Source organism: Neolewinella aquimaris, assembly GCF_014197245.1.
Taxonomy (GTDB): domain Bacteria; phylum Bacteroidota; class Bacteroidia; order Chitinophagales; family Saprospiraceae; genus Neolewinella; species Neolewinella aquimaris.
On record NZ_JACIFF010000001.1, the window covers coordinates 138,474 to 163,453 of the forward strand.

The 24,980-nt window shown below is 57.5% G+C and carries 21 protein-coding genes; 14 read left to right on the forward strand and 7 right to left on the reverse strand.

The features are described from left to right. The first annotated feature begins 88 nt into the window (after positions 1–88). The 4 genes from GGR28_RS00615 (at position 89) to GGR28_RS00630 (ending at position 7,366) form a co-directional block, all read left to right on the forward strand. Positions 89–694 (forward strand): NAD(P)H-dependent oxidoreductase, encoded by a 606-nt coding sequence (locus GGR28_RS00615; protein ID WP_183493782.1) that lies wholly within the window; start codon positions 89–91, stop codon positions 692–694. Next, complete coding sequence (locus GGR28_RS00620) at positions 691–2,565, forward strand: monovalent cation:proton antiporter-2 (CPA2) family protein (RefSeq protein ID WP_183493783.1); 1,875 nt, start codon at positions 691–693, stop codon at positions 2,563–2,565. The genes GGR28_RS00615 and GGR28_RS00620 overlap by 4 nt, the downstream gene beginning before the upstream one ends. Positions 2,566–2,906: 341 nt before the next feature. Further along, positions 2,907–4,694 carry a translation elongation factor 4 gene (lepA, locus tag GGR28_RS00625; protein WP_183493784.1) on the forward strand — a complete coding sequence of 596 codons (1,788 nt, stop codon included), beginning with the start codon at positions 2,907–2,909 and terminating at the stop codon, positions 4,692–4,694. 143 nt (positions 4,695–4,837) lie between these two features. After that, positions 4,838–7,366, forward strand: a complete 2,529-nt coding sequence (locus GGR28_RS00630; protein WP_183493785.1) for a transglycosylase domain-containing protein — start codon at positions 4,838–4,840, stop codon at positions 7,364–7,366. Between the two features lie 51 nt (positions 7,367–7,417). On the opposite strand, the gene GGR28_RS00635 is transcribed toward GGR28_RS00630, so the two are convergent. Next, positions 7,418–8,563, reverse strand: a complete 1,146-nt coding sequence (locus GGR28_RS00635) for a hypothetical protein (RefSeq protein WP_183493786.1) — start codon at positions 8,561–8,563, stop codon at positions 7,418–7,420. Positions 8,564–8,607: 44 nt separating this feature from the next. On the opposite strand from GGR28_RS00635, the gene GGR28_RS00640 reads away from it, so the two are divergent. Next, a complete protein-coding gene (locus tag GGR28_RS00640) occupies positions 8,608–9,537 on the forward strand; it encodes a glycosyltransferase (RefSeq protein ID WP_183493787.1) in 930 nt (309 codons plus the stop codon). 238 nt (positions 9,538–9,775) lie between these two features. Here GGR28_RS00640 and purB read toward each other — a convergent pair whose 3' ends face one another. After that, positions 9,776–11,113, reverse strand: a complete 1,338-nt coding sequence (gene purB / locus GGR28_RS00645; protein ID WP_183493788.1) for an adenylosuccinate lyase — start codon at positions 11,111–11,113, stop codon at positions 9,776–9,778. A gap of 75 nt (positions 11,114–11,188) precedes the next feature. After that, positions 11,189–11,560: a hypothetical protein gene (locus GGR28_RS00650; protein ID WP_183493789.1), complete on the reverse strand. Its 372-nt coding sequence runs from the start codon at positions 11,558–11,560 to the stop codon at positions 11,189–11,191. A 186-nt stretch (positions 11,561–11,746) separates the two neighbouring features. Here GGR28_RS00650 and GGR28_RS00655 point away from each other — a divergent pair, with 186 nt between their 5' ends. The 6 genes from GGR28_RS00655 (at position 11,747) to GGR28_RS00680 (ending at position 17,703) form a co-directional block, all read left to right on the forward strand. Further along, positions 11,747–11,974, forward strand: a complete 228-nt coding sequence (locus tag GGR28_RS00655; protein WP_183493790.1) for a CcmD family protein — start codon at positions 11,747–11,749, stop codon at positions 11,972–11,974. After that, the gene (locus GGR28_RS00660) at positions 11,967–13,385 is read left to right on the forward strand and encodes a Glu/Leu/Phe/Val family dehydrogenase (RefSeq protein ID WP_183493791.1); all 1,419 of its coding nucleotides are present in this window, start codon (positions 11,967–11,969) and stop codon (positions 13,383–13,385) included. The genes GGR28_RS00655 and GGR28_RS00660 overlap by 8 nt, the downstream gene beginning before the upstream one ends. Positions 13,386–13,481: 96 nt before the next feature. Continuing rightward, positions 13,482–13,961 (forward strand): Lrp/AsnC family transcriptional regulator, encoded by a 480-nt coding sequence (locus GGR28_RS00665; RefSeq protein WP_183493792.1) that lies wholly within the window; start codon positions 13,482–13,484, stop codon positions 13,959–13,961. Between the two features lie 94 nt (positions 13,962–14,055). After that, positions 14,056–14,931, forward strand: coding sequence for a carbon-nitrogen hydrolase (locus GGR28_RS00670; protein ID WP_183494512.1), 876 nt, complete (start codon positions 14,056–14,058; stop codon positions 14,929–14,931). Between the two features lie 12 nt (positions 14,932–14,943). Beyond that, positions 14,944–15,591 carry an endonuclease III domain-containing protein gene (locus GGR28_RS00675; RefSeq protein ID WP_183493793.1) on the forward strand — a complete coding sequence of 216 codons (648 nt, stop codon included), beginning with the start codon at positions 14,944–14,946 and terminating at the stop codon, positions 15,589–15,591. Between the two features lie 9 nt (positions 15,592–15,600). Continuing rightward, positions 15,601–17,703: an HD family phosphohydrolase gene (locus tag GGR28_RS00680; RefSeq protein ID WP_183493794.1), complete on the forward strand. Its 2,103-nt coding sequence runs from the start codon at positions 15,601–15,603 to the stop codon at positions 17,701–17,703. A gap of 9 nt (positions 17,704–17,712) precedes the next feature. Here GGR28_RS00680 and GGR28_RS00685 read toward each other — a convergent pair whose 3' ends face one another. Then, positions 17,713–18,366 carry an NAD-dependent epimerase/dehydratase family protein gene (locus GGR28_RS00685; RefSeq protein ID WP_183493795.1) on the reverse strand — a complete coding sequence of 218 codons (654 nt, stop codon included), beginning with the start codon at positions 18,364–18,366 and terminating at the stop codon, positions 17,713–17,715. Between the two features lie 81 nt (positions 18,367–18,447). Beyond that, positions 18,448–19,758 carry an MFS transporter gene (locus tag GGR28_RS00690; RefSeq protein WP_183493796.1) on the reverse strand — a complete coding sequence of 437 codons (1,311 nt, stop codon included), beginning with the start codon at positions 19,756–19,758 and terminating at the stop codon, positions 18,448–18,450. A 74-nt stretch (positions 19,759–19,832) separates the two neighbouring features. On the opposite strand from GGR28_RS00690, the gene glmM reads away from it, so the two are divergent. Next, the gene (gene glmM, locus GGR28_RS00695; protein ID WP_183493797.1) at positions 19,833–21,221 is read left to right on the forward strand and encodes a phosphoglucosamine mutase; all 1,389 of its coding nucleotides are present in this window, start codon (positions 19,833–19,835) and stop codon (positions 21,219–21,221) included. A 9-nt stretch (positions 21,222–21,230) separates the two neighbouring features. Then, positions 21,231–22,022 carry a 3-deoxy-8-phosphooctulonate synthase gene (gene kdsA, locus GGR28_RS00700; protein ID WP_183493798.1) on the forward strand — a complete coding sequence of 264 codons (792 nt, stop codon included), beginning with the start codon at positions 21,231–21,233 and terminating at the stop codon, positions 22,020–22,022. Positions 22,023–22,109: 87 nt separating this feature from the next. Here kdsA and xylA read toward each other — a convergent pair whose 3' ends face one another. Beyond that, on the reverse strand, positions 22,110–23,423 hold the full coding sequence (gene xylA / locus GGR28_RS00705; protein WP_183493799.1) for a xylose isomerase: 1,314 nt from the start codon (positions 23,421–23,423) through the stop codon (positions 22,110–22,112). 80 nt (positions 23,424–23,503) lie between these two features. After that, entirely contained in the window at positions 23,504–23,869 is a 366-nt protein-coding gene (locus GGR28_RS00710; RefSeq protein ID WP_183493800.1) for a gliding motility protein GldC, read from the reverse strand. 107 nt (positions 23,870–23,976) lie between these two features. Here GGR28_RS00710 and rfaD point away from each other — a divergent pair, with 107 nt between their 5' ends. Next, entirely contained in the window at positions 23,977–24,945 is a 969-nt protein-coding gene (gene rfaD / locus GGR28_RS00715; RefSeq protein ID WP_183493801.1) for an ADP-glyceromanno-heptose 6-epimerase, read from the forward strand. Positions 24,946–24,980 lie beyond the last annotated feature (35 nt).

The following is a 24,980-nucleotide window of genomic DNA, read 5'->3' on the forward strand; positions in this document are numbered from 1 at the left end:
ACCCACCGGAGTGTTACAATCTGCTCACCCGTCCTCAACGAAATTCCCCCTCCCGCCGTTCTCCGGGCTGATCCCCCCCCTCCCGGCCATGTCCAACGTCCTTGTTTTATTCGCCCATCCGGAATTGGAGCGATCGCGCGTTCACCGCTCCCTCATTACCGGATTGCCCCAATTGTCGGGGGTCACCTTCCGCGACCTGTACCAACTGTATCCCGATTTCCACATTGACGTAGCGCGGGAACAGGAACTGCTGTTGCTGCACGATTTCATCATCTGGCAGTACCCCATGAACTGGTACAGCATGCCGCCGCTGCTCAAACAGTGGATCGAAATGACCTTCGAATACCGGTGGGCCTACGGACCGGGCGGTATCTACTTACGCGGCAAGCGCGTCATGAATGTGCTGACGGCGGGCGGCGAACGGGACACGTACCGGCCGAATCGGTACAACCGGTTCCCGGTTCCGGAATTCCTTCGCCCGCTGCAGCAAACCGCCCGCCGTTGCGGAATGGAGTATTTGCCACCCTACGTCATACACGTCACGCGCCAACTCGCTTCGGAGCAGGTAGACCGGGAACGAGAAAGGTATCATACCTTTTTGCGGGGGGTGGTAGCGGACCGCTTTGACACCGCCGACTGGCAGGATATTGCCTACGCCAACGAAGTTTTGGACCTGCCAAACGAACTGCGATGACGCCCGACTTCCTCTTTCAGGCGATGATCTACCTGGCCGCCGCGGTGATCGTCGTACCACTGGCTAAGCGCCTGGGTTTAGGATCCGTGCTCGGCTACTTGCTCGCCGGTATCCTGATCGGTCCGTACCTGCTGGGTTTTATTGGTGAGGAGGGGGAGGAACTGATGCACTTTGCCGAATTCGGCGTGGTGATGATGCTGTTTTTGGTGGGCCTCGAACTCGAACCGGCGCTGCTCTGGCGCATGCGCATCCCGATTCTGGGGATGGGAGGGATGCAGGTGGCCCTCTCCGCCGTGGTACTGGGTGGACTGGCCTACCTTATGGGGTTGAGCTGGCAGGAGAGCACGGCAGTCGGATTGACCTTCGCGCTGTCGAGTACGGCGATTGTGCTACAAACCCTGGGGGAGCGGGGCCAATTGAATTCGAGCGGGGGCCGAAGTTCCTTTGCGGTATTGCTCTTTCAGGACATTGCGGTCATTCCCATCCTGGCCGTCATGCCGCTGCTGGCGCTGGGTGAAATCGGGGCGGATGGTGAGGGCCACGGCGGTGCCAGTGGTCTACTGGAAGGGTTGCCGGCCGGGCTAAGGGCGGGAGCGACCCTGCTGGCAATTGCTATCCTGGTGGTGGCGGGGCGTTACCTGGTACCTCCCTTACTGCGGGTGGTGGCGCGCGCCCGTCAGCGGGAATTGCTTACCGGTGTCGCCCTGTTGCTCATCGTGGCGGTTGCCGTACTGATGTCCGCGGTGGGCCTGAGTCCCGCGCTGGGCTCCTTCCTCGGTGGCGTGGTGCTGGCCAACAGTTACTATAAGCACGAGTTGGAAAGTGACCTCGAACCCTTTAAGGGATTGCTGCTCGGACTGTTCTTCATGGCGGTAGGGGCGTCGATCGATTTCGGTCTGATTGCCGCACGACCCGGTACGGTGATTGGCTTGGTGCTACTGCTCGTGGTGGTCAAGGCGCTGGTGCTATTCGTTACCGGTCGGGTGTTCGGCTTGGCGCAGGATCAAAATGCGCTTTTTTCCTTCGGACTGGCACAAACGGGCGAATTTGCCTTCGTACTGCTGTCGCTGATCCAGCAGGAGGGGATTTTACCGCAGTCCGTCGTCGCTCTATTGTTGGTAGTTGTAGCGGTCAGTATGGCCCTTACGCCACTGATTATGTTGGTGAACGCGCGGTACATTCAACCACGCTTCGGGGTAAAAGAAAGTGTCGACGATGCTCCGCCGCCGGAAATCGAAGAACCCCGGCGGATAATTGTTGCCGGATTCGGAGGCTTTGGAGCGGTCGTGGGACGATTTCTGGGGGCAAACGGCGTGAGGGCCACCATCCTAGACAACGATTCCGACCGGGTCGACTTACTGCGTCGGATGGGATTCGAGGTGTACTACGGTGACGCTACGCGTTTCGACTTGTTGGAAACGGCGGGGGCCGCAGGAGCAGAGGCGATCGTGATCGGGCTGCCGAGTCCGGAACAAAATTTGCGGTTGGTCGAGACGGTGAAAAAACACTTTCCCCACCTGCACCAAATCGTGCGAGCCTTTGATTATCCGGACACCTACGACTTAATGGACGCCGGGGTACTGCACATTTTCCGAGACACGCTCTACAGCGGTGTGGCCGCCGGCAAGCAAACCCTCAAACTCCTGGGCGTACACGCTTACCGGCTGGAGCGCAATGGCCATCGCTTCTTCCGCCACGACCTGGCTGCCCTACAGACCCTGGCCGGTATGCGCTTCGACGAGGATCTGTACGTCGACGCGGTGCGGGGGAGCGTGGCCGATCTGGAGGCTCAGTTACGCTCCGATTACGACCAAGGAGCGTACGGAGAGTACGGTGGGTGGGATATCGACGGCATGGCCGAAGAAGAATAAATTAGCGGGGCAACCGCGGTCTGCCGCCGGGTGCCGATTGATCGCCGGACCTGACCGGGATACGAACCGGAACCGGTTCGGGGGAACCCGTGATAATGTCGTCGAGCAAGTCAAGAAGCCTGGAGAGATCGGGAAAAAATGAGAATAATCGCATGTCGGTCGTTCTTGTATACACTGGGGGAACCCACCAGCACGACTAGAGATCACCTGGTTAAGGATTTTAACCAGTCTTTATTGCTTTTGGCAAGGGAAACGTCGCTCCCGCGTCCCCGCCAAAAACCACGGACGGCGCGCCGGCGTTAGCTATCTTTGCGTCTTGTACCCCGTAACTCTGCCCTGCCTTGAAGAACATTCGTAATTTTTGCGTGATTGCCCACATCGATCACGGTAAGTCGACCCTGTCCGACCGCCTGCTCGACTTCACCCAGTCCGTCAACGAACGGGAGAAGATGGACCAGCAGCTCGACGATATGGACCTGGAGCGCGAGCGTGGGATCACTATCAAGAGCCACGCCATCCAGATGCACTATCCCCACACCGACGGGGAGATGTATACCTTCAACATGATCGATACGCCGGGCCACGTCGACTTTAGCTACGAAGTCTCCCGGTCGATCGCCGCCTGCGAGGGTGCCCTGCTGCTGGTGGATGCCACTCAGGGAATTCAGGCACAGACGATTTCCAATCTCTTTCTGGCCCTCGAGCACGACCTGGAGATCATTCCCGTCCTGAACAAGGTGGATATGGAAACCGCCATGATCGAGGAGATGGCCGACCAGATGATCGACCTCACGGGCTGCGAGCGGGAGGACATCATTCTCGCTTCGGGCAAAACCGGCATTGGCGTACCCGAGATCATGAAGGCCGTCGTCGAGCGCGTGCCTGCCCCCAAGGGCGACCCCGCAGCACCGTTGCAGGCCCTCATTTTCGATTCGGTCTTTAACCCCTTCCGCGGCGTGATCGCCTACGTGCGCGTCATGAACGGCGAGCTGAAGAAGCACGACAACCTGCGCTTTATCGCCACCGAGTCGGTCTACGAGGCCAATGAAGTCGGCGCGATGGAGATCACGCCGAAGCCACAGCCCAAGATCAGCTGCGGTAATGTGGGCTACATCGTCACCGGCCTGAAGACCTCCTCCGAAATCAAGGTAGGCGACACGGTCACCCTCGACAATCGGCCTGGTGAGCGCTTATCCGGCTTCGAGGAGGTGAAACCGATGGTGTTCGCGGGCATCTTCCCCCTCGATAACGATGATTTCGAGCCCCTCCGCGACAGCCTCGAAAAGCTGCAACTCAACGACGCCAGCCTGGTCTTCGAGCCCGAAACTTCGGCCGCCCTCGGCTACGGGTTCCGCTGTGGCTTCCTCGGCATGCTGCACCTCGAGATCGTACAGGAGCGACTCTTCCGGGAGTTTAATATGGACGTCATCACCACCGTCCCCAACGTTACCTACAAAGTGACCGACACCAAGGGCAACGTAACTGAGATTCGCAATCCCGCCGAGCTGCCCGACGTCAACCACCGCTCGAAGGTCGAAGAGCCCATGATCACCGCCCAGATCATCACGACCACCGAGTATATCGGGGCCATCATGACGCTCTGCATCGACAAGCGGGGTACCCTGACCAAGCAAACCTACCTCAGCCCGGAGCGCGTGGAGCTTCATTTCATTCTGCCCCTCGCCGAGATCGTCTTCGACTTTTACGACCGCCTCAAGTCCATCTCCCGCGGCTACGCCAGCTTCGACTACCAGCCCAAGAACTATCAGGAGACCGACCTGGTCCGCATGGACATCAAGCTCAACGGAGAAAACGTCGATGCCCTTTCCGCCCTCGTCCACCGCTCCAAAGCAGAGTACGTCGGCCGCGGCATGTGCAAAAAGCTCCGCGAGCTCCTGCCCCGTCAGCAGTTCATGATCGCCATCCAGGCCGCCATCGGCGCTAAAGTGATCGCCCGCGAGACCCTCTCCGCCATGCGCAAGGACGTCACTGCGAAGTGCTACGGCGGAGACATCTCCCGCAAACGCAAACTGCTTGAAAAACAAAAAGCCGGCAAGCGTAAGATGCGCCAATTTGGTAAGGTGGAGGTGCCCCAGAAGGCCTTTTTGGATGTGTTGAAACTGGATTAGTAATGTAGTACGGTAGTCTTTTAGTACCGTAGTCGGGTAGTACTATAGTACTGCAGATTACCTAGCATTCGTTAATTTACCTCCTACTACAAAACTACTGTACTACCGTACTAAAGAACTACCGTACTAACCCCCCCCCTTCCATGACCCACTTCCTCCTCGGCGGCACTTCCGGATGGCAACGAACGGCACTGATCGTGTTCTGGCTCTGCGTACTGGCTATACCGATTGGCACGGTGCTGTTGTTTACCGGACTGAGTTTTACGGATTTACCGTCGGTGACCGAGTTGGAGAACCCGAAGAACAATGAGGCGAGCCCCGTTCTGGCGAGCGACGGGACGGTCCTTGGACGCTACTTCGTGGAAAATCGGGTGATGGTCGACTTTAAGGATCTGGGGCCTCACCTCGAATCTGCCCTCGTGAGTACGGAGGATGAACGGTACTACAACCACAGCGGTATTGACTGGCGGTCGCTTCCCCGGGTAGTGATCAAGACGGCCATTATGGGCGACGAAAGCGCGGGCGGCGGCTCGACGATCACCCAGCAGCTGGCTAAGTTGCTCTTTACCGGGCAGGCGAGCTCCAACATCATTGAGCGGGGCTTTCAGAAATTTAAGGAGTGGATCATCGCCGTACGGCTGGAACGGAAGTACACGAAGGAAGAGATCATCGCGATGTACCTCAATCGTTACGACTTCATCAACGGCGCGCAGGGCATCCGGGCCGCGGCGGAGAATTACTTCGATGGCAAGCGGCCGGCCGATCTCGACGTGCAGGAGGCCGCCATGCTGATCGGGATGCTGAAGAACGCTTCGCTGTACAATCCGCTTCGCTTCCCGGAACGCACCCAGGAGCGTCGTAATCAGGTACTCGCGCAAATGGTTCGCAACGAGCGCATTACGAAAACTGATTTTGACTCCCTCTCCCTGCTCCCCCTCGGAGTGAAATTTACCCGGCAGCGGCACGACGACGGACTGGCACCCTACTTCCGCATGGTGCTCGCCGAGGAAGCCAAAAAGATCCTAGCGCAGGAACCCTATCTGAAATCCAGCGGACAGTCTTACGACCTTTACCGCGACGGACTCACCTTCTACACCACGATCGATCCACTGCTTCAGCGTCACGCCGAACAGGAGGTGAAGGTCCACATGAAACAACTGCAGGAACAGTTCTTTCGCCACTGGAAAAATATGGACCCGTGGACTTACACCAACCCGGGATCGGAAACCGAGGTCCGGGTCGAACGGCGGCAGGAGAGTCTGACCAATGCTATTCGGCAGTCGGATCGCTACCAGATGTACCGCCACCGCATCCTCAGTCCGGTGCTGCGTAAGATTACCGCCAAGTTCGATTTTCGCTTCTCCGCCAACGACCGGGAAGTGGAACGCATGGTGGAAGAAGCCAAAAATCCAGGAGTGATTGCCGAAACGGTACGCCTCAACCTGATCTCCAACGACTTCGCCGCCCGCCACCGCCAGGTGATGAAACTGCCGGAGTTCAAAGAACTTCAGACTGCCTGGGCGAAACTTCAGCAGACCGTGAAGGCCGAATTCGACAAGGAGGTAGAAATGCGGGTGTTCACCTACGACAATGCGCGGATGGAAACGGACACCCTCATGACCCCGCTCGATAGCGTGCGCTACCACAAGATGATTCTCCAGATCGGCAGCATGTCGGTAGAGCCCAGCACCGGATACGTACGCACCTGGGTGGGGGGCAGCGACTTCAAGTGGTTCCAGTACGATCACGTCACCACCAAACGGCAGGTGGGATCGACCTTTAAACCCTTCGTTTACGCGGCCAGCATCGACCTACGGGGCATCACGCCGTGCCAGAAGGTTCTGGACCAACCCGTCACCATCGGACCCGGGGACGGCAATTTTCACCTCGGTAAAGAATGGACGCCCCGCAACGCCAGCGGCGGATATACTTACGAAGACTACACCCTTTACCAGGGCCTCAAAAACTCCGTAAATAGCATCTCCGCCTATCTGATGAAGGAGCTCGGCTCTACCGAACCCATCCGTAATATGGTGGCCAATATGGGCATTCCCAAGGAGGAGATTCCCGATGCGCCCTCCATTGCCCTGGGCTCGGTCGACCTTACCGTGCAGCAGATGACGGGAGCCTACACCACCTTCGGTAACAACGGGGTCTTTACCCGACCGGTGTACCTCACGCGCATCGAAGACCGCACGGGCCGCGTCATCTACGAGTACCTGCCCGAAGAACGGCCCGCCATCAGTCCGCAGGCAAATTACGTGATGGTGAACATGCTCTCCCGCGCTTCGGTCGGCAATCTCGGTGGGGTAAAGGGCCCGGTGGGTGGTAAGACCGGTACCACCAACGACCAGACCGACGGTTGGTACATGGGCCTTACCCCCGAACTCATCGTCGGTACCTGGGTGGGCGGCGACGATCGCTGGATCAGGTTCCGTAGCCTCGCTCTCGGTGCCGGATCGAATATGGCCAAACCTTTTTTCCGCCGCTTCGTGCGCTCCGCTCAGGAAGACGAACAGGTGGGCTGGAACACGGAGGCCGGCTGGATCAAACCTTCGGGGGAACTCGGCATTGAAATGGACTGCAATGCGTACAACGGCGGCAACGAAGACCTCTTCCGCGACGGCCAGTCCCTCCCGGACGACCCCTTCGGCAACAGCCCAGACTTTTAGGGCGGGAACGCAGGAGCAGTGAAAACGAACGAAACAGTTTTGCCCGGCTGATCACGGTGTCCTGTGAGTCAGAAGCCTGAGCCATTGCCCACGTACCACGGATTCAGTGCAGGCCGCCGGCCTGTTTTCGGATAAGGGAACTCCATACTGCGCGAAACTCACCAACATTCTTCCCAGGTCATCCGCGTCGGAAAACTGAAGCAGTGGTTCTTCTCCGGATTCATACCAGTGCGGTACCAGAATCGGCTTTCCGAAATGCATGGCATCGTAGATCGATCCCGAGACTTTAGTTGTTCCCAGCACCTCGAGGCACTGACCGATAGCGACCGTTCTCTTTAGGGGGGCTAACAGCACGTCCGCGGACTGCATGATTTCAGTGAAGTCTTCCGGTGAAACGCCATTTTGGTGATATGCGAGTCTTACGGTAGGTGTCTCGTTTACCACTTGCCGGAGACGGCGAATGATGCGCTCGTCCTTAACCCTTCCCGCGAGGTGGATCACCGTATGTATTTCTCTTTCGTGAAGAAATCGGATCGCGTGCTCTACCGGTCCGTAATCCCTGGTGCGGGAAGTGACTGCTCCGGGAATGACTATTTTAATTGTACCCGACCGGTGGGGTAAATGGCTACCGGATAATTCCCGGGTAAAGGAAAAAGGAATCTTTATGTGTTGCTTGTTCCGGTATGCCTTTTCCCGGCTCCCCGTTTCCATCAGGGGGGACGATGGGTAAACATACCCTTCGGCAGCCTGCATCAATTTGAGTTGATGCCTACATATCCACCAATGAACGGAATGGTCAACCAGGGACAGCGGGCCACTTTTCCGGATCCGGGTCCCCTCCCGATCGAAGCAGAAATTGAGATTATGTAGCACCACGAAGTATGGCACCCGGCCGATCAGGTATTTGTACCAGTGCGGTTTTCTGCCGATGGTGGCCACTAGTGCCAGACAGTTACCGGAAAACTCGGTGTGTCTGATGTAGTCACGCCAGCCCGTGCCCCGTTGGGGACCGCGGATCGTGATACTGGGAACTTGCGAAAATCTTTTTTTCAGTATACCGATGTATTCCGGCTTTACGTGGCAGATTATTTGAATACGGGGAATACCGGCAATTACTGGAACCCACCTGTCAAGGAGCTCCGTATGGTCGAATGCTTCGATGTAATGAAGATAAAATTTGTCTTCGGAGGCTGACATTAGACGTAAATTCGTGTATTTTACTCATGTGACAAAGTTTTTCTATGAAGGTGCCTAGGTTTTCGGTCATCATTACTACCTACAATAGGCCTAACTATCTCGTTGAGGCAATACAGAGCGTTATTGATCAATCGTTTGAGGATTGGGAGTTGATTGTCATCGACGATGGGTCTAATCCTACTTCAGAGTTTTACGTTCGGAGATTTAATTGCTCTGAAAAAATAAAATATCGGTACCAAAATAATAAAGGCCCTGGACCGGCTCGGCAGCACGGAATTGATTTAGCGCAAGGTGAATATATATGTCTGCTCGATGACGACGATTATTATCTTCCAAATCATTTGCAGGTTTTAAATGAATCAATTCAACTGTCAGGAAACACTTCTGCCATTTACAAAACTGGTATCATAGAACTTCAAACGACTGGTGCCAAAGTATTCTCCCCTTTTTTCGATGCGAAGAAATCGCCACTTGTCCAACATTGGCAGATTGCTGACAATTTATTACCCTATGCTATTCCTAGGCACATAGCGCTATTGGAGCCAAGCGAACGCATCTTTGCCGAGGACTTTAATTGGTTAGGCAGGGTATTGCTTCGTTTGCCATTACAGCAAGTATATACTCACTCTGTAGTGTGGAGGTGGCATGGAAACAACCGAAGCGGTACTTCTTTTAATAGAGATGCATTAAATCGACGCATTGAAGCGGTTACTGCACTTTACGGACATCCGGGAATGAGTAGTCATATTTCGAAATCCCTTTACAAAAAGATGGTAGCTCATCAGTGTTGGCATTGGACGCGACAATGTGTTAGACACGAGCGCTATAGTGCCGCACGCTATGGATTGTTTAGAGGGCTTGGATACTTTACTCCAACCTCCAGCAAAGATTTTGCTTATACCCTCTATGTCGTCTGTCGTGCAGTTACGTTCCGGCAAGTTCGCAAATTTATATCCACATACATAAATAGTTAAGCAATCCTTTTGAAAAGGAAATATTTGCACTAACTGTTTAAGGTCAAAAGATGTGGTCCAAGCGTGTACTAATAATGCCCAAACATTTATAACGTAAGCATTTAACGGATTGAATGATTTATGCTATCATCAATTTAGGTACTTCCAAGAAAAGTGGAGTATAGTAATATCGATGCTTGATCAGTTTGGAGAGCAACTCTACTTTTCAAGAATTCTTATTCAAATGGCAATCGGCAAATCAGAACCGCCCCACGTAATTCTCCGGCCGAATCGCCCGCAGCTCCTTCTTTACCGAATCGGATACATCCAGCCCCTCGACAAATTCGTGGATCACCTGTTCGTCGATGTTTGTACGCCCGCGGGTCAGTTCCTTCAGGGCTTCGTAGGGCTTCGGGTATCCTTCCCGGCGGAGGATGTTCTGAATGGCTTCGGCGGTCACCATCCAGTTGGCTTCGAGATCGGCGGCGATCTTGTCCGGATTGAGGAGCAGTTTGCTTAGTCCCTTTTCGATGGCCTGGGTGGAGATCAGCAGGTGAGCGATGGGGACACCGATGTTGCGCAGTACGGTGGAGTCGGTCAGGTCGCGTTGCAATCTGCTGATGGGCAATTTGTCCGCAAGGTGGGAGAAAAGGGCCCGCGCGATGCCAAGATTGCCCTCCGCATTCTCAAAATCGATGGGATTCACTTTGTGGGGCATGGCGGAACTGCCGATCTCTCCAGCGATGGTCCGCTGCCGGAAGTACTCCATGCTGATGTAGGTCCAGGCATCCCGGCACAGGTCGATCAGAATGGTGCACACCCGGGACAGGGCATGGAAGAGAGACGCCAGGTTGTCGTAGGGCTCGATCTGGGTCGTCGGGTAACTGCGGCTAAGTCCGAGGGTGCCCTCCACAAATTCTCCGGCGAAAGCGTGCCAGTCGCGGTCGGGAAAGCTGACGTAGTGAGCGTTGAGGTTGCCCGTAGCCCCACCGAATTTGGCCGACATGGGTACTTCTTTTAGTTGTCGCAACTGTTCCCGCAAACGGGCCGTCCATACCGCAAATTCCTTGCCGAGCAGGGTGGGGGAGGCCGGTTGTCCGTGGGTGCGGGCCAGCATCGGAATGTCCTTCCACTCCTCCACCAGGGCATCCAACTTCGTAACCAGGTTGTCGAGGGCGGGGTCGATGACGTGGGCCAACCCTTCTTTCAGACTGAGGGGAATGGCGGTGTTGTTGATGTCCTGGCTCGTCAGGCCGAAGTGGGTAAACTCAACGATGTCATCCAGGCCCGCCGCGCGTAGCCGTTCCTTGACGAAGTATTCCACGGCCTTTACGTCGTGGTTGGTGACCCGTTCGGTACGCTTGATTTCTTCCGCGTCCGCTTCGCTAAAATTGGTGATGATTTCGTCGAGGGCGGCGATTGAGGCGGCGTCGGCCGATTGCAACTGGGGCAGACCGGCCCGGTGCAGTGCCTGTAGGTAGCGTACTTCTACCAGTACCCGGTACCGGATCAGCGCGTACTCACTGAAATAATCGGAGAGGGGAGCGACTTTGGCGGCGTAGCGTCCGTCGATCGGACTGATGGCTTTCAGTGACATGCTGGGGTTCTTTGTTGGGTCACGCTTCGTGGCGGGGCCGGTGATTACCGCACAAAGAACTAAAGAACCGGAGAACTAAACAAAGAACTCATCGTCGAGCACGGGTTCCTGGCCGTCGCGCTTGATGTGGTAGGGTTTGGAATCGTTGCCCTCGAGCAGCCGTGCGTCGACCCGCGTGATGGGGGTTTTGCTGCTGGCCAGCAGGCAGCGGTCGTTGCGGAACACGTCGACGGTTACGCCACCGATCCAGCTCATGCCAATTTCTACCCTGAATTTGTCGATACCGTCTCCGGATGGCGTGTCGACCGTAAAGTAGTGACTGCGGCCGAACACACTGGTGCCGGCACTGGCCAGTTGGCCGTTGAAGTAGATCTTCTCCTCGCCGGTCCACATGCTGTTGTGAACCTCTAACAGATCGTCGTTGATGGGAAGTGATAGGATACGCATCGGGCAATTGTTTCTCCTAATATATCTCCCCGAAACAGCCCCGGAGAAACCAAATAGACCAATGCCGGTTTTGGCTCGATCAAGTCGCCGAACGGACCAATAGTGCCGGCAAAAAATTCCCCTGCGCTTCACCCCGACAACTCCCCCGCTGCGTGTTACCTTCGCCAAGCCTAACCAGCCGTCGATATGCCGCGTTTGCTTCGCTTCTTCCTGTTACTCTGCACCTGCGTCCCCGCCCTAACGCTCTTCGGCCAGGGTGCGGAAGCGCCGGCCCCGGATTTTCTGCGCAGTATCGGTAAGATGTATGTTGTCGTCGCGGTTATCGTTGTCGTATTTCTCGGACTGGCCTACTACCTGTGGCGACTGGACCGACGCCTAACCAATATTGAAAACCAAATTGAGGATCATGCCTGACAAGACTTTTCTCGAAAGTGTCGGTCGTTATTTTGACGCCGCCGCTCCCCATACCGGATTGCCGGATGGACTTTTAAAGCAGATCAAGGTCTGCAACTCGGTCTACCAAATTTACTTCCCCGTAAAGATCGACGGCGAAGTGAAAGTGATCGAGGCCTACCGCGCCCAGCACAGCCACCACCGCAGCCCCACCAAGGGGGGTATTCGTTACTCGAATCACGTAAACCAGGAAGAAGTGGTCGCCCTGGCCACCCTGATGTCGTACAAGTGCGCCATCGTCGACGTCCCCTTCGGCGGTGCCAAGGGCGGCGTGCGAATCAACCCCTGGGAGTACACCGAGGCCGACCTGGAAAAGATCACCCGCCGCTACACCACCGAACTCATCCGCCGCAAATTCATCGGACCGGCCATCGACGTGCCCGCGCCCGACTACGGCACCGGACCCCGGGAAATGGCCTGGATCTACGATACCTACCGCTCGTTTCACCCGGATGACATCAATGCAGCCGGCTGTGTAACCGGCAAGCCCGTCAGCCAGAACGGCGTACGTGGACGTTCGGAGGCGACCGGTCGCGGCGTGTTCTACGGCATCCGCGAGGCCTGCAACCAGCAGGAGTTGATGAACAAGCTCGGACTGACCCTCGGCATCGAGGGCAAGACCATGGTCGTGCAGGGACTCGGTAACGTAGGCTCCCATACCGCCACCATTAGCCAGGACGAAGGGGGCGTAAAGATCATCGGCGTCTCCGAAGTGGAGGGCGCGATTTATAATCCGGAAGGCCTTGACATCCACGACGTGATCCGCCACCGCGGAGAGCACGGCAGCATCCTGAGCTACCCGGGCGCCCAGTCGTTCGGTAAGGATGAGCGCCGCGCCGTGATGGAGTTTGAGTGTGATATTCTCGTGCCGGCCGCGCTGGAGAACCAGATCGACGCCGACAACGCCCACGCCGTAAAGGCCAAGATCGTAGCCGAAGCCGCCAACGGACCGGTCACGGCCGACGGCTCCGCGATTCTGGCCGAGCGGGGCATCATCGTCCTACCCGATATCTACCTGAATGCCGGTGGCGTTACGGTAAGTTACTTCGAGTGGTTGAAGAACCTGAGCCACATGCGCTTCGGTCGCCTGCAAAAACGCTTCGACGAACGCAACTACCAGCGAATCGTCAACCAGATCGAAGAGACCACCGGCAAGAGCATCAGCGAGCGGGATCGCCAGATGATCGTCCACGGAGCCGACGAGATCGACCTCGTACGCTCCGGATTGGAGGAGACGATGATCACCGGCTTCGAGGGCATCTACGCCATTTACCGCGATCAGGAAGGGGTGAATGACCTGCGCACCGCCGCTTTCGCGCTGGCAATCAGCAAGATATCGAACGATTACATCAGCCTGGGAATTTGGCCGTAGGGCGGTTGTAGGCGAATAAAATACTTATTTCACCGAAACTGTGAAATAATTGTTGGTGCGGCTATCTTTGCCGCATCAACATCGCCTTACTCCCTTATGTCCGACAAACTCGACAAGATTGACCTGAGTATCCTCAAGATTCTTCAGGACAACAGCAAGATTACCAACCTCGATCTCTCCAAGCGCATCGGCCTCAGTCCGGCACCCACCCTGGAGCGCGTCAAAAAGTTGGAGCAGAACGAAGTCGTCCAGAGCTACCACGCCCAGGTAAGTCCGGAAGCCATCGGGCTTATGGTCAAAACCTTCGTACTGGTTTCCCTCGATTGGCGAAAGAACCAGGCCCGGGAGAATTTTCTCGAGCAGGTACAGAACATCGACGAGATTACGGAATGCTACATCATCACCGGCGAAGCGGACTTTCTGATTAAGATCGTCTGCAAAGACATCCCGACCTACGAACGCCTGCTCTTCAAGACGCTCCAACAGATCGACGAGATCGAGCGCCTCAAAACCCTGATGACCCTCTCCACGGTCAAGGACGTCAAACGCCTCCCGTTCGACTACGACCAGGAGTAAACGGCGGCGGGGGCGCAGGCGCGGTGCGAACTATGGCGGTAGCTGAGACATTGGTAGTATCCCGCCTTACCCTTACCCCGACCCCATGACTAACCTGAACATCGGCATCGTCCAGCAGGCCAACACCGGAGACCGCAGCGCCAACCTAGCAAAGTCGGAAGCCGGCATCCGTAAGTGTCACGCTGACGGTGCCCAGCTCGTTGTACTACAGGAACTGCACACCGGGCTCTACTTTTGCCAGACCGAAGCCACCGAAGTCTTCGAGCAAGCTGAAAAGATACCCGGCCCCAGTACAGATTTTTTCGGTGCCATTGCCAAAGAACTCGGTGTGGTGCTGGTGCTCAGCCTCTTCGAAAACCGCGCTCCCGGGCTGTGTCACAACACGGCCGTGGTGATCGAGCGCGACGGAACCGTAGCGGGGAAGTACCGCAAGATGCACATCCCGGACGATCCGGCTTACTACGAGAAGTTCTACTTTACGCCGGGCGATATGGGCTTTCAGCCCATTGCGACCAGTGTCGGTAAGCTCGGCGTGCTTGTGTGCTGGGACCAGTGGTACCCGGAAGCGGCCCGCCTCATGGCGCTGGCCGGCGCGGAAGTACTGATCTACCCCACCGCCATCGGTTACGAGATCGCCGACGATGCTCCCGAGCGGGGACGTCAGCGCGACGCCTGGATCATCTCCCAGCGGGGCCACGCCGTAGCAAACGGACTGCCCGTCGTGGCCGTGAACCGGACCGGGTTCGAGCCCGACCCGAGCTCGGTGACTGACGGCATCCTGTTCTGGGGCAGCAGCTTTATCACGGGACCGCAGGGGGAGTTCTTGTTTCAGGCACCCCAGGACGAGGAAGTGACCCAGGTAGTCACTATCGACCGCAAGCGAACGGCGGATGTGCGGCGCATCTGGCCCTTCTTCCGGGACCGCCGCATCGATGCCTACGGGGATCTGCTTAAGCGTTGGATCGACTAAAAGCGAACGGATTTGACGAAAGCGGAAAAAATCGCCGGCATCAGCCGCATTCTTGATGACTTGTATCCGACGGTACCCATCCCCCTGGACCATACGGATCCCTACACCCTGCTGGTGGCCGTCCTGCTCTCGGCCCAGTGTACCGACGTGCGCGTCAATCAGGTCACCCCCTCCCTCTGGGCGGTGACCGACCGACCTGAGGTGATGAAGACCCTACCGGTTGAGGAAATCCGTGAGATCATACGGCCGTGCGGATTGTCGCCGAGCAAGAGTGCCGCCATCAAGGAGCTAAGTCGCATCATCGACGAGGAGCACGGTGGCGTAGTACCGCAGGACTGGGCCGCACTCGAAGCACTACCCGGAGTGGGACACAAAACCGCGAGCGTGGTCATGAGCCAGGCCTTCGGAGTGCCGGCCTTTCCGGTGGATACCCACATTCACCGCCTGGCCTACCGCTGGGCACTATCGACGGGAAAGAACGTCGTGCGCACCGAAGCGGACCTTAAGCGGGCCTTTCCCCGGGAATCCTGGAACAAACTCCACCTGCAGATCATTTTCTTCGGTCGGGAATACTGTCCGGCGCGGGGACACCGGATGACGGACTGCCCCATCTGTTCCGTTTACGGTCGCCGCTCCCTCTTAAAGCTTGAAAATAAATAACTTGTCGGCATGGAGGGAACAACGCACGGCGGTACCTGGAGGCGGAGGCTGCCCCGCATTCTATTGGGAGTAGGTGCCGTGATCCTCATCAGCCTCCTCTATCCCAACAATCTCACCTTCCCCTACCAGTTCGAGCTCAACCAGACCTGGCAGTACGCCGATCTGGCCGCGCCCTACGATATTCCCATTCTCAAGCGGGAGGATCGACTGGAAGCCGACCGACAAGCGGTCATCAGCGGTCTTACGCCGGTGTACCGCCGCGATCCGGAAGTGGCCCGTCGGGCGCGGGCTGCTTACATCGAGGATTTTAAGGAAGCGCTTGACAGCGCCGAGGCCCGCAGCACGTACGCCGGTCTGCGTCGGCAACCCGAAGCCCACCGACTCTACGGACTGGAAATACTCGACCGGATCTACCAGCGTGGAATCGTACGCTTGCGCACCGAGGATGAAGCCCGGGCGGGGATGGCTTCCGTCATTCAGATCGTCGACGGGAGCGAGGTCGATACCCGAACCATCGGACAAGTGTTCTCAACACCGGGACGGGCGAGGCAGTGGCTTGCCGACAGCCTGCTTTACACCCGCCTGGCCGCCCCCGATTTTCTGGAGCCCCTGCTGGAAGACAAACTCGACTATAACACCTTCTACAACGATAGCCTGACCAATCGCCTCCGCGCCCAGTCGCTCGAAGCCGTAAGTCCCTTCGACGGGCTGGTCTCCCAGGGTGACCTACTCGTGCGACAGGGAGAGGTCATCTCGGAAAACGTGTACCAAAAACTGATCTCCTACCGGCGGCTGTACAACAGCAACCTGGAGGGGTCCTCCAGCTACATCTCGGTGATCGCCGGCTACGGTATTCTCGTTGGGCTGGTGATCTTGTTGTTGTTCCTCTACCTCCGCACCTTTTTTCCGCTGGTTTACGTGCGGCCGAAGAACCTGATCTTCATTCTCCTCTGGCCGATCCTCTACGCCGTCCTGGTGCGTTCCGTTGAGCTGGCACCGGGTTGGAGTGCGTACGTCGTGCCCTTCTGTATCGTCCCCATCGTGATGCGGATCTTCTTTACGGAGCGGCTCGCGTTTTTCGTCCACGTGGCGGTGGTGCTGATTGCCAGTTTTCTGACCTCGCTGGGGTACTCCTTTACCTTCCTGAGCATCATGGCCGGGGTCGTGGTCATCTTTATGGACATCGACACCCGCGACTGGTCGCGCTTCTTCAGCAGCCTGCTCTTGCTCTTCGCCTTCTACCTCTTTGGTTACATCGGCATTCAACTGGTGCAGGGATCCGGATTTATGGCCATCAACTACGTAGACCTCATGTGGCTGGCCCTGAACGTATTTTTGGTGCTGCTGGCCTATCCGCTCATTCCGTTGCTGGAGCGATTCTTCGGGCTCATTTCCCCGATCACGCTCATTGAGCTGAACGATATGAACCGGCCGTTGCTGGAGAAACTCGCCCGTCAGGCCGCCGGTACCTGGCAGCACAGCCTGAACGTTGCCAATCTGGCGGAGCGGGTCGCCAGCGAGATCGGTATCAATTCCCTGTTGGTGCGTACCGCGGCCCTCTACCACGACATCGGGAAGTTGAAAAATCCGGAATACTTCATCGAAAACCAGACCGGCTCCAATCCGCACGACCGCATCAGCGACTTGGAGAGTGCCAAGATCATCATCGACCACGTAAATGAGGGGGTCCGACTGGCCAAATCTGCCGGTTTACCCGAGGTGATCCTCGACTTCATTCGTACCCACCACGGCACCACCCGGGCGGAGTATTTCTACCGCAATCACATCAAGGACCACCCCGAGCGGGAGATCGACGAGCCCTACTTTCGTTACGACGGCCCCCTGCCCACCAGCAAGGAGCAGACGGTACTCATGCTCGCCGACAGCGTGGAGGCCGCCTCCAAGTCCCTGAAACAGCCCACCGAGGAGGAATTGTATGACCTGATCGACACCATCATTCGGGGCAAGTTGACCAACGGACAATTGGTGATGAGTCGCCTGAGCTTCCGCGAGCTAGAGGTGGTACGCCGCATATTCCGCTCGGTGCTGAAGAGTACCCATCATTTGCGCATCGCGTACCCCAAAGATTTGAAGAAACAGGAAGAGGAATAACGCCCCAACCTATACCAGCACCCGTGCACCGTGAAAGTGAACCCCCGGCGAGATGGCCTGGGCGGCTTCAATCATGCGCTGCGCGAGGGTGTCGGCATTCGTTGGGTTGTAGTCGCCGAGTAGGGCGGGGGAGATGCTACGCAGCAGCGTCGTAATTCCCGCCGCCACGCGTTCACCGATGCGGGCTTCTTCGCGGTTTCCCACCAGTACGCCGGGCCGGAAGATGTGGATGGCCCAAAAATCCAGTCGGGTAATGTCCTCCTCGGTTTCCCCCTTGACCCGGTTGTAGAAAAAGCGGCTTTCCGAGTCGGCCGCCGCCGCGCTCACCAGCAGGCACTGGTTGGCTCCCTTCTTTTGGGCCAGGATCGCGGCATTCAGAATGTAATCGTGGTCGACCCGCCGGAAGGCCTCCTCACTCCCGGCTTTTTTGATGGTCGTACCCAGGGCGATAAAGACGTCCTGGCACCGAAACAGCTCCGGGTAGCGGCCCAGGTTATTGAAATCGATGAGGGGATTCTCCAGCTTTTTGTGGGTCCGGTGCAGGCTGCGGCGGGTCGGCGCTACTACTTTTTGGTAAGCGGCGTGGGCCAAGAGTTTATCGAGCAGGTGCTGACCCACCAGGCCCGAAGCTCCGAGGAGCAGGGCAGTTTTCTTACTCGCCACAATTTCCATCCCTTCTTTCATGCTTCCCCTAACCGGCGCGAGGGGGGGAGGTTTGCGGCGGAGCGCGGGAGCCGTGAATACTTAATCGAGCGGGGGCGTAACCACCCGAAAGCGGGACAGAAACACCATACCCAGAATAAAGAAAACGGCCAGGATCAGGATGCTGACCCGCATGCTACCCGTCAGCGCATCCAGAAAACCGAACAAGAAGGTGCCGAACACGATGGCCACCTTCTCCAGCACATCGTAGAAGCTGAACCAGGAGGTGGTGTCGGAAGGGGCCGCTTCTCCATCCTCTCCGCCGGGGATCACCTTGGCGTAAGTCGACCGGCTCAGCGACTGCACCCCACCCATAACCAGGCCTACCGCACCGGCCAGGATGTAAAACTGCATCTTACCGTTAACGAAGTAGGCGACTACGCAGATCAGCGTCCAGATGATCAGCTCGAAGTAGAGGGCGAATTTATTTCCCTTCGCCTCGCTGATCTTGGCGGCCAGGTATGCCCCGGCGATGGCCACGACCTGTAGAATGAGTACCACCACGATCAGCTCGGCCGTTTCGAAGCCCAGTTCCTTTTTAGCAAAAATGCTCGCGAGAAAGATCACCGTCTGTACTCCTGCAGAGTAGGAAAAGAAGGCCAGCAAAAACCGCTTGGCCTGGGGGTATTCTTTCATTCGTTGCCACACCTGCCGCAACTCGGCCCAACCCATGGCAGCCATGTCGAGCAGCCCGTTGCCCGGCCGACGCTCGTCGTCCGGCAACCGCGACAGGGATATATAAGCGAACAGCAACCACCAGATACCCACCGTTACGAAGGCCATCCGCACGGCCAGGGTGCCGGTATCCGCCAGGCCAAACCACTCCGGTTTCTGAACCATTGCGAGGTTAAGGATCAGCAGGATGACGCTCCCGACGTAGCCCATGGCAAAACCCCGCGCACTCAGGCGATCGAAACGATCCGGGGTGGCGATCACCGGCAGAAAGCTGTTGTAGAACACCAGCCCGCCCGCAAAGCCAATCAGGCCGACAATGAATCCGAGACTCCCGATCCACATGGTGGACATCCCGTCGAAAAAGAACAGGCTCAGGCAGCCCAGTCCACCCATGGTCGTAAAGAGTTGCAGAAACCATTTTCTCCGTCCTCCCGCATCGGCAATGCCACTCAGCAGGGGAGACAGTAGGGCAATGACGAGGTAGCTGAAGGTAATGAGGTAGGCAAACCAGGAGCTGTTGGTGAATGCCAGACCGAGGACGGTAAACTGCTCGTCGACCATCTCCTCGAAGTAAGGGGGAAAGATGGCGGTGGTGATGACGAGCGCGAAGGCCGAGTTGGCCCAGTCGAAAAGCGCCCACCCATTGAGGGTCTTACGGTCGTTCAGGGGATGCTGCATCGTTCAAAGGTAGCCGGTTACCGGCCTAAGTAGTTACTTTGTGGCCTCCCCCGTACACCCACCAACCCAAGTTTATGCCCCTTATTAAATCTATCTCCGGCTTCCGCGGAACCATTGGCGGAAAGGCCGGCGAAAATCTCACTCCCGAAGACATCGTCAGCAGCGTAGCCGGGTACGGCGACTGGCTGATTCGCAGCGGCGCACGGCGGCTTGTGGTCATCGGCCGCGACGGTCGTCCGTCCGGTCCGGTCGTCTCCGCTCTCACTGCCGCAACCTTACAGTGTATGGGCATAGATGTGATCGACTGTGGATTCGCTACCACGCCTACGGTAGAAATGGCCGTCGTCTTTCGGGGTGCCGGGGGCGGTATCATTCTCTCGGCCAGTCACAATCCCAAAGAATACAACGCACTGAAGCTGCTTAACCACCGGGGAGAATTCATCAGCCACGCCGCCGGCCAGGACCTGATTGCTTCGGTCAATTCGGGCAACATCACCTACGCCGGAGTCGACGACCTCGGCAGCCTCACCCAGGATGAAGCAGTTCTACAGGATCATATCAATGCGGTGCTCGCTCACCCCCTGGTAGACGTAGCGGCCATTCAGGCGGCAAAATTCTCCGTCGTACTCGATGCGGTCAACAGCGTCGGGGCCATCTCGATCCCACCCTTGTGCGAACAACTCGGCGTGCGCTGCCAGGTCATGAATGCCAGCCTCGACGGACAGTTCGCCCACAACCCCGAACCCCTGCCGGCTAACCTAACGGGCCTTACCGAACGAATGAAAACGTCCGGCGCTGACCTGGGTATCGCCGTGGACCCGGACGTCGACCGGCTGGCCTTCGTCGGACCTGGCGGGCGCTGGATCGGAGAAGAGTACACTCTGGTTACCGTAGCGGACTACGTACTGCGACACGAACCCGGACCGGTAGTCAGCAACCTCAGCAGCAGCCGGGCACTGGCCGACATCGCCGCCAAGTACGGCCAGGAATACCACGCCTCAAAGGTGGGTGAGGTAAACGTGGTGGAGAAGATGAAAGAAGTGAATGCCACGATCGGCGGCGAGGGCAACGGGGGCATCATCGATCCCCGCCTGCACTACGGCCGCGACAGCCTGATCGGTCTGGCCCTGGTACTCAGTCACCTGGCTACGAGCGGACAATCCATCAACGAACTGCGGGATTCCTACGCCCACTACGAGATGGTCAAGGATAAGATCGAACTCGACCCGGACCTAGACCTCTCCGACGCCCTGTCCGTGATGGAAGGACTCTATCCGGAGGTTCAGAAAACCAATATTGACGGACTTAAGCTAGACTTTCCCGACGGGTGGGTCCACCTGCGGGGCTCCAATACCGAGCCCATCGTGCGGGTCTACGCCGAGGCAAATTCACAGGAGCGGGCCCGTGAATTGGCCGGATCGGTCAAGGCAAAATTTATTGAACTCACCCAGGCTCCCGGTTAATTCAATCCCATGAAAGGTATCACCGACCAGGCCAACTTTTTTCTCGTCGCCGGCCCCTGCGCCATCGAGGGGGAAGACATGGCCATGCGCATCGCCGAACGTGTCGTCGCCATCACGGCAAAACTGGACATCCCTTACGTGTTTAAGGGAAGCTACCGGAAGGCCAATCGCAGCCGGATCGACAGCTTCTCCGGCATCGGGGACGAAAAAGCCCTGAAGATCCTGCGTAAAGTAGGGGAGCGGTTCGGGGTGCCGACCACGACCGACATCCACGCCGACGAGGAGGCCGCCATGGCCGCCGAATACGCCGACATCCTGCAGATTCCGGCGTTTCTCTGTCGCCAAACCTCCCTGCTCGTCGCGGCAGCCGAGACCGGTAAGGTGGTGAACATCAAGAAGGGGCAATTCCTCAGTCCCTCCGCCATGCAACACGCCCAGCAAAAGGTGATCGACAGCGGCAACGATCAAGTCTGGATGACGGAGCGCGGCGTCACCTTCGGCTACACGGACCTGGTGGTCGACTTCCGGGGTATCCATACGATGCAGTCGTACGGCGCGCCGGTGGTGCTGGACTGCACCCACAGCCTACAGCAACCCAACCAGAGCAGTGGCGTTACCGGTGGTCGGCCGGCCATGATCGAAACGATCGCCAGAGCAGGCGTCGCGGTGGGGGTAGAAGGACTGTTCCTCGAAACCCACTTCAATCCCGCGGAGGCCAAGAGCGATGCCGCGAACATGCTGCCCCTCGACCAGCTCGAGGACCTGCTCACTAAACTCGTGAGAATTCGGCAGGCGATCTAGCTCACCGCCGCTGCGCTGAGCCTGAAATCTACCGAAATACTATGCTATAACCCGCACCGCTTGACCGTCCCGGTAGCCGGGCGATGGTTACATGTGCTGCGCGATGATGTTCTCGTAGCGCTCCTGACGGCCGCTGGTCTGTCCGGGTTCACCACCGGCGAGGCCAATTTTTGCGAGGTCTTCGAGGCTCAGGCTGCCGTCTTCGTATTTTTTGCCGTCTCCCTGGTCGAAGGAGGAATAGCGCTCGCGGCGCATGTCGCTGAACTTCGATTTGGTGAGTACGCGGTCGGCGGCCATGAGGGCACGGGCGAAGACGTCCATTCCGCCGATGTGGGCGTGGAAGATGTCTTCCAGGTCGGTGGAGTTGCGGCGGGTTTTCGCGTCGAAGTTGACGCCGCCACCCTGAAGGCCACCGGCCTCGAGGATGATGATCATCGCTTCGGTGAGTTCCTGTACGCTGTTGGGAAATTGATCGGTGTCCCAACCGTTCTGGTAGTCGCCCCGGTTGGCGTCGATGCTGCCGAGCAGGTTCTGGCTGGCGGCCACCGCGAGCTCGTGCTCGAAGGTGTGCTGGGCGAGGGTAGCGTGGTTGACCTCGATGTTAAGCTTGAAGTCGTCCATGAGGTCGTACTGCCGCAGGAAGCCGGCCACGGTGGCGCTGTCGAAGTCGTACTGGTGCTTGCTGGGCTCGAAGGGCTTGGGCTCAATGAAGAAGTACCCCTTGAAGCCCTGGGCGCGGGCGTAGTCGCGGGCCATGGTGAGGAAGCGGGCCAGGTGATCGACCTCACGCTTCAGGTCGGTATTGAGCAGGCTCATGTAGCCCTCGCGGCCGCCCCAGAAGACGTAGTTCTCGCCGTTCAGCTTGATCGTGGTGTCGATAGCTCCCTTGAGCTGGGCACCGGCGTAGGCCACAACCTTGAAGTCCGGATTGGTGCTGGCCCCGTTCATGTAGCGGGGGTTGCTGAACAGGTTGGCCGTGCCCCACAGGACTTTTTTACCCGTGGCGTCCATTTTTTCCTTGATGTAGTCGGAGACCTCGTCCAGCCGTTTGCGGTAGGTAGTCAGGTCCGCGCCGGCTTCCTCCAGCAGGTCGATGTCGTGAAAGCAGAAGTAATCCAGCCCCAACTTTTCCAGGATCTCGAACCCGGCGTCGGCCGCGTTTTTCGCTTCCTGTACCGGGTCGCTGTCGCCCAGCCAGGGGTAGTTGGCCGTGCCCGGGCCGAAGGGATCGCCGCCGGTATTGCGCAGGGTGTGCCACCAGGCCATGGCAAACTTAAAGTGCTCGGCCATGGATTTGCCGGCGACTACTTTGTCTTTCTGGTAGTACTTGAAGGCCAGCGGATTATCGCTTTCGGGGCCCTCGTACTGAATGGTGGGGATGTCGTCAAAGTAGGTTGCCATGATCTCTGTGGGTGTTTTCTTGGCCGCCAAGGTAATACACCACCTTTAAACCAGTATCCCGCCTCATCCGGTGTGGGAAATTAAACTTCGTCCTCCTTCGGAATGGCCCCCGTGGCCTGCCCGAAGTAGAAGGTAAACTGCTGCATTTGGTTGGCGAGTTCCTTATTCTGGGTGGCCCGAAAGTAGGTGTCGGAGAGGCCGCGCAGGGTCTGGTAGAACATCCGGTCCATTTCGAGCACCTGCATTTCCTTGGTCCACAGGTCGATCTTAAGGGTCTCTTTCGATTTTTCGTCGAAGAGGGCCAGTAGCACCGCCTTGCATTCCTGGGGTTTGTTGCCGTTGGGATTGTCGCTGGCCGACCACTTCATTTCCACGGGCATATTCTGTCCGTCGAGGCCTACGTCTACCGTGATGCGGCTCTTCTTTACTACTACGTGCTTTGCCATCGTCCTGATTTTTTCGCAAGGTAAGGCACGGGCGGGGACGCAGGAGCGGGCCAACTGGGTAGAATAGCCAGAGCAAAGTCCTTACATTACCCTCACAAATCTCCCCTATGTATTTGATCACGGGTGCCAATGGGTTCATCGGCAGCGTATTGGTCGGCTATCTGAATGCCCGCGGTATCACGGATCTTATCCTGGTTGACGACTTCGTGCACTATCCCGATAAAACCCCCAACCTGGAGGAAAAGGACTACCTCGTAAAGGTGGAACGCACGACCCTTTTTCCGATCTGGGACCAGGAGCAGTGGCCGCTGCGGGGCGTGTACCACCTCGGCGCGCGCACCGATACCACCGAAACGGACGAAGTACTCTTCCGGGAGCTGAACCTCGACTACTCCAAGCAGATCTGGGAGCGCTGCGCAATGCTGAATATTCCGCTGGTTTACGCCAGCAGTGCGGCTACTTACGGCGACGGCGACCGGGGCTTTTCCGACGAAACCGCCGCGGTCGATCTAGACCCCCTCAATGCCTACGGGCGCAGCAAGAACGACTTCGATGCCTGGGCCGTCACTTACCCCACGGCACCGCCTCACTGGTACGGCCTCAAATTTTTCAACGTCTATGGCCCCAACGAATACCACAAGGGAAGGATGGCGAGCGTGGTCTGGCACACCTTCCGTCAGGTCAAGGCAACGGAGGGCATGAAATTGTTCCGCAGTCACCGCGACGACGTGGCGGACGGACAGCAGAGTCGTGATTTCATCTACGTCATGGACGTATGCCGCGTCTGCCACTGGCTGATGGAAACCCAACCCGACGACAACGGCATCTACAACCTGGGTACCGGTCGGGCCCGTGCGTTTCGTGATCTGGCGGAGGCCACCTTTCGTGCCATGGAACGGGAGCCCCGAATTACCTATATCGATACCCCCGCCGATCTGCGCGAAAAATATCAGTACTTCACCGAGGCCGATATCGGCAAACTGCGACGGGCCGGCTACGACGAACCTTTCACTTCTCTGGAAGACGGGGTAAGCGACTACGTACGCAATTTCCTCCGTCCGGGCGCTTATTATTAGCCTTCGGCATCACCTACACCAATCAATACCACAGC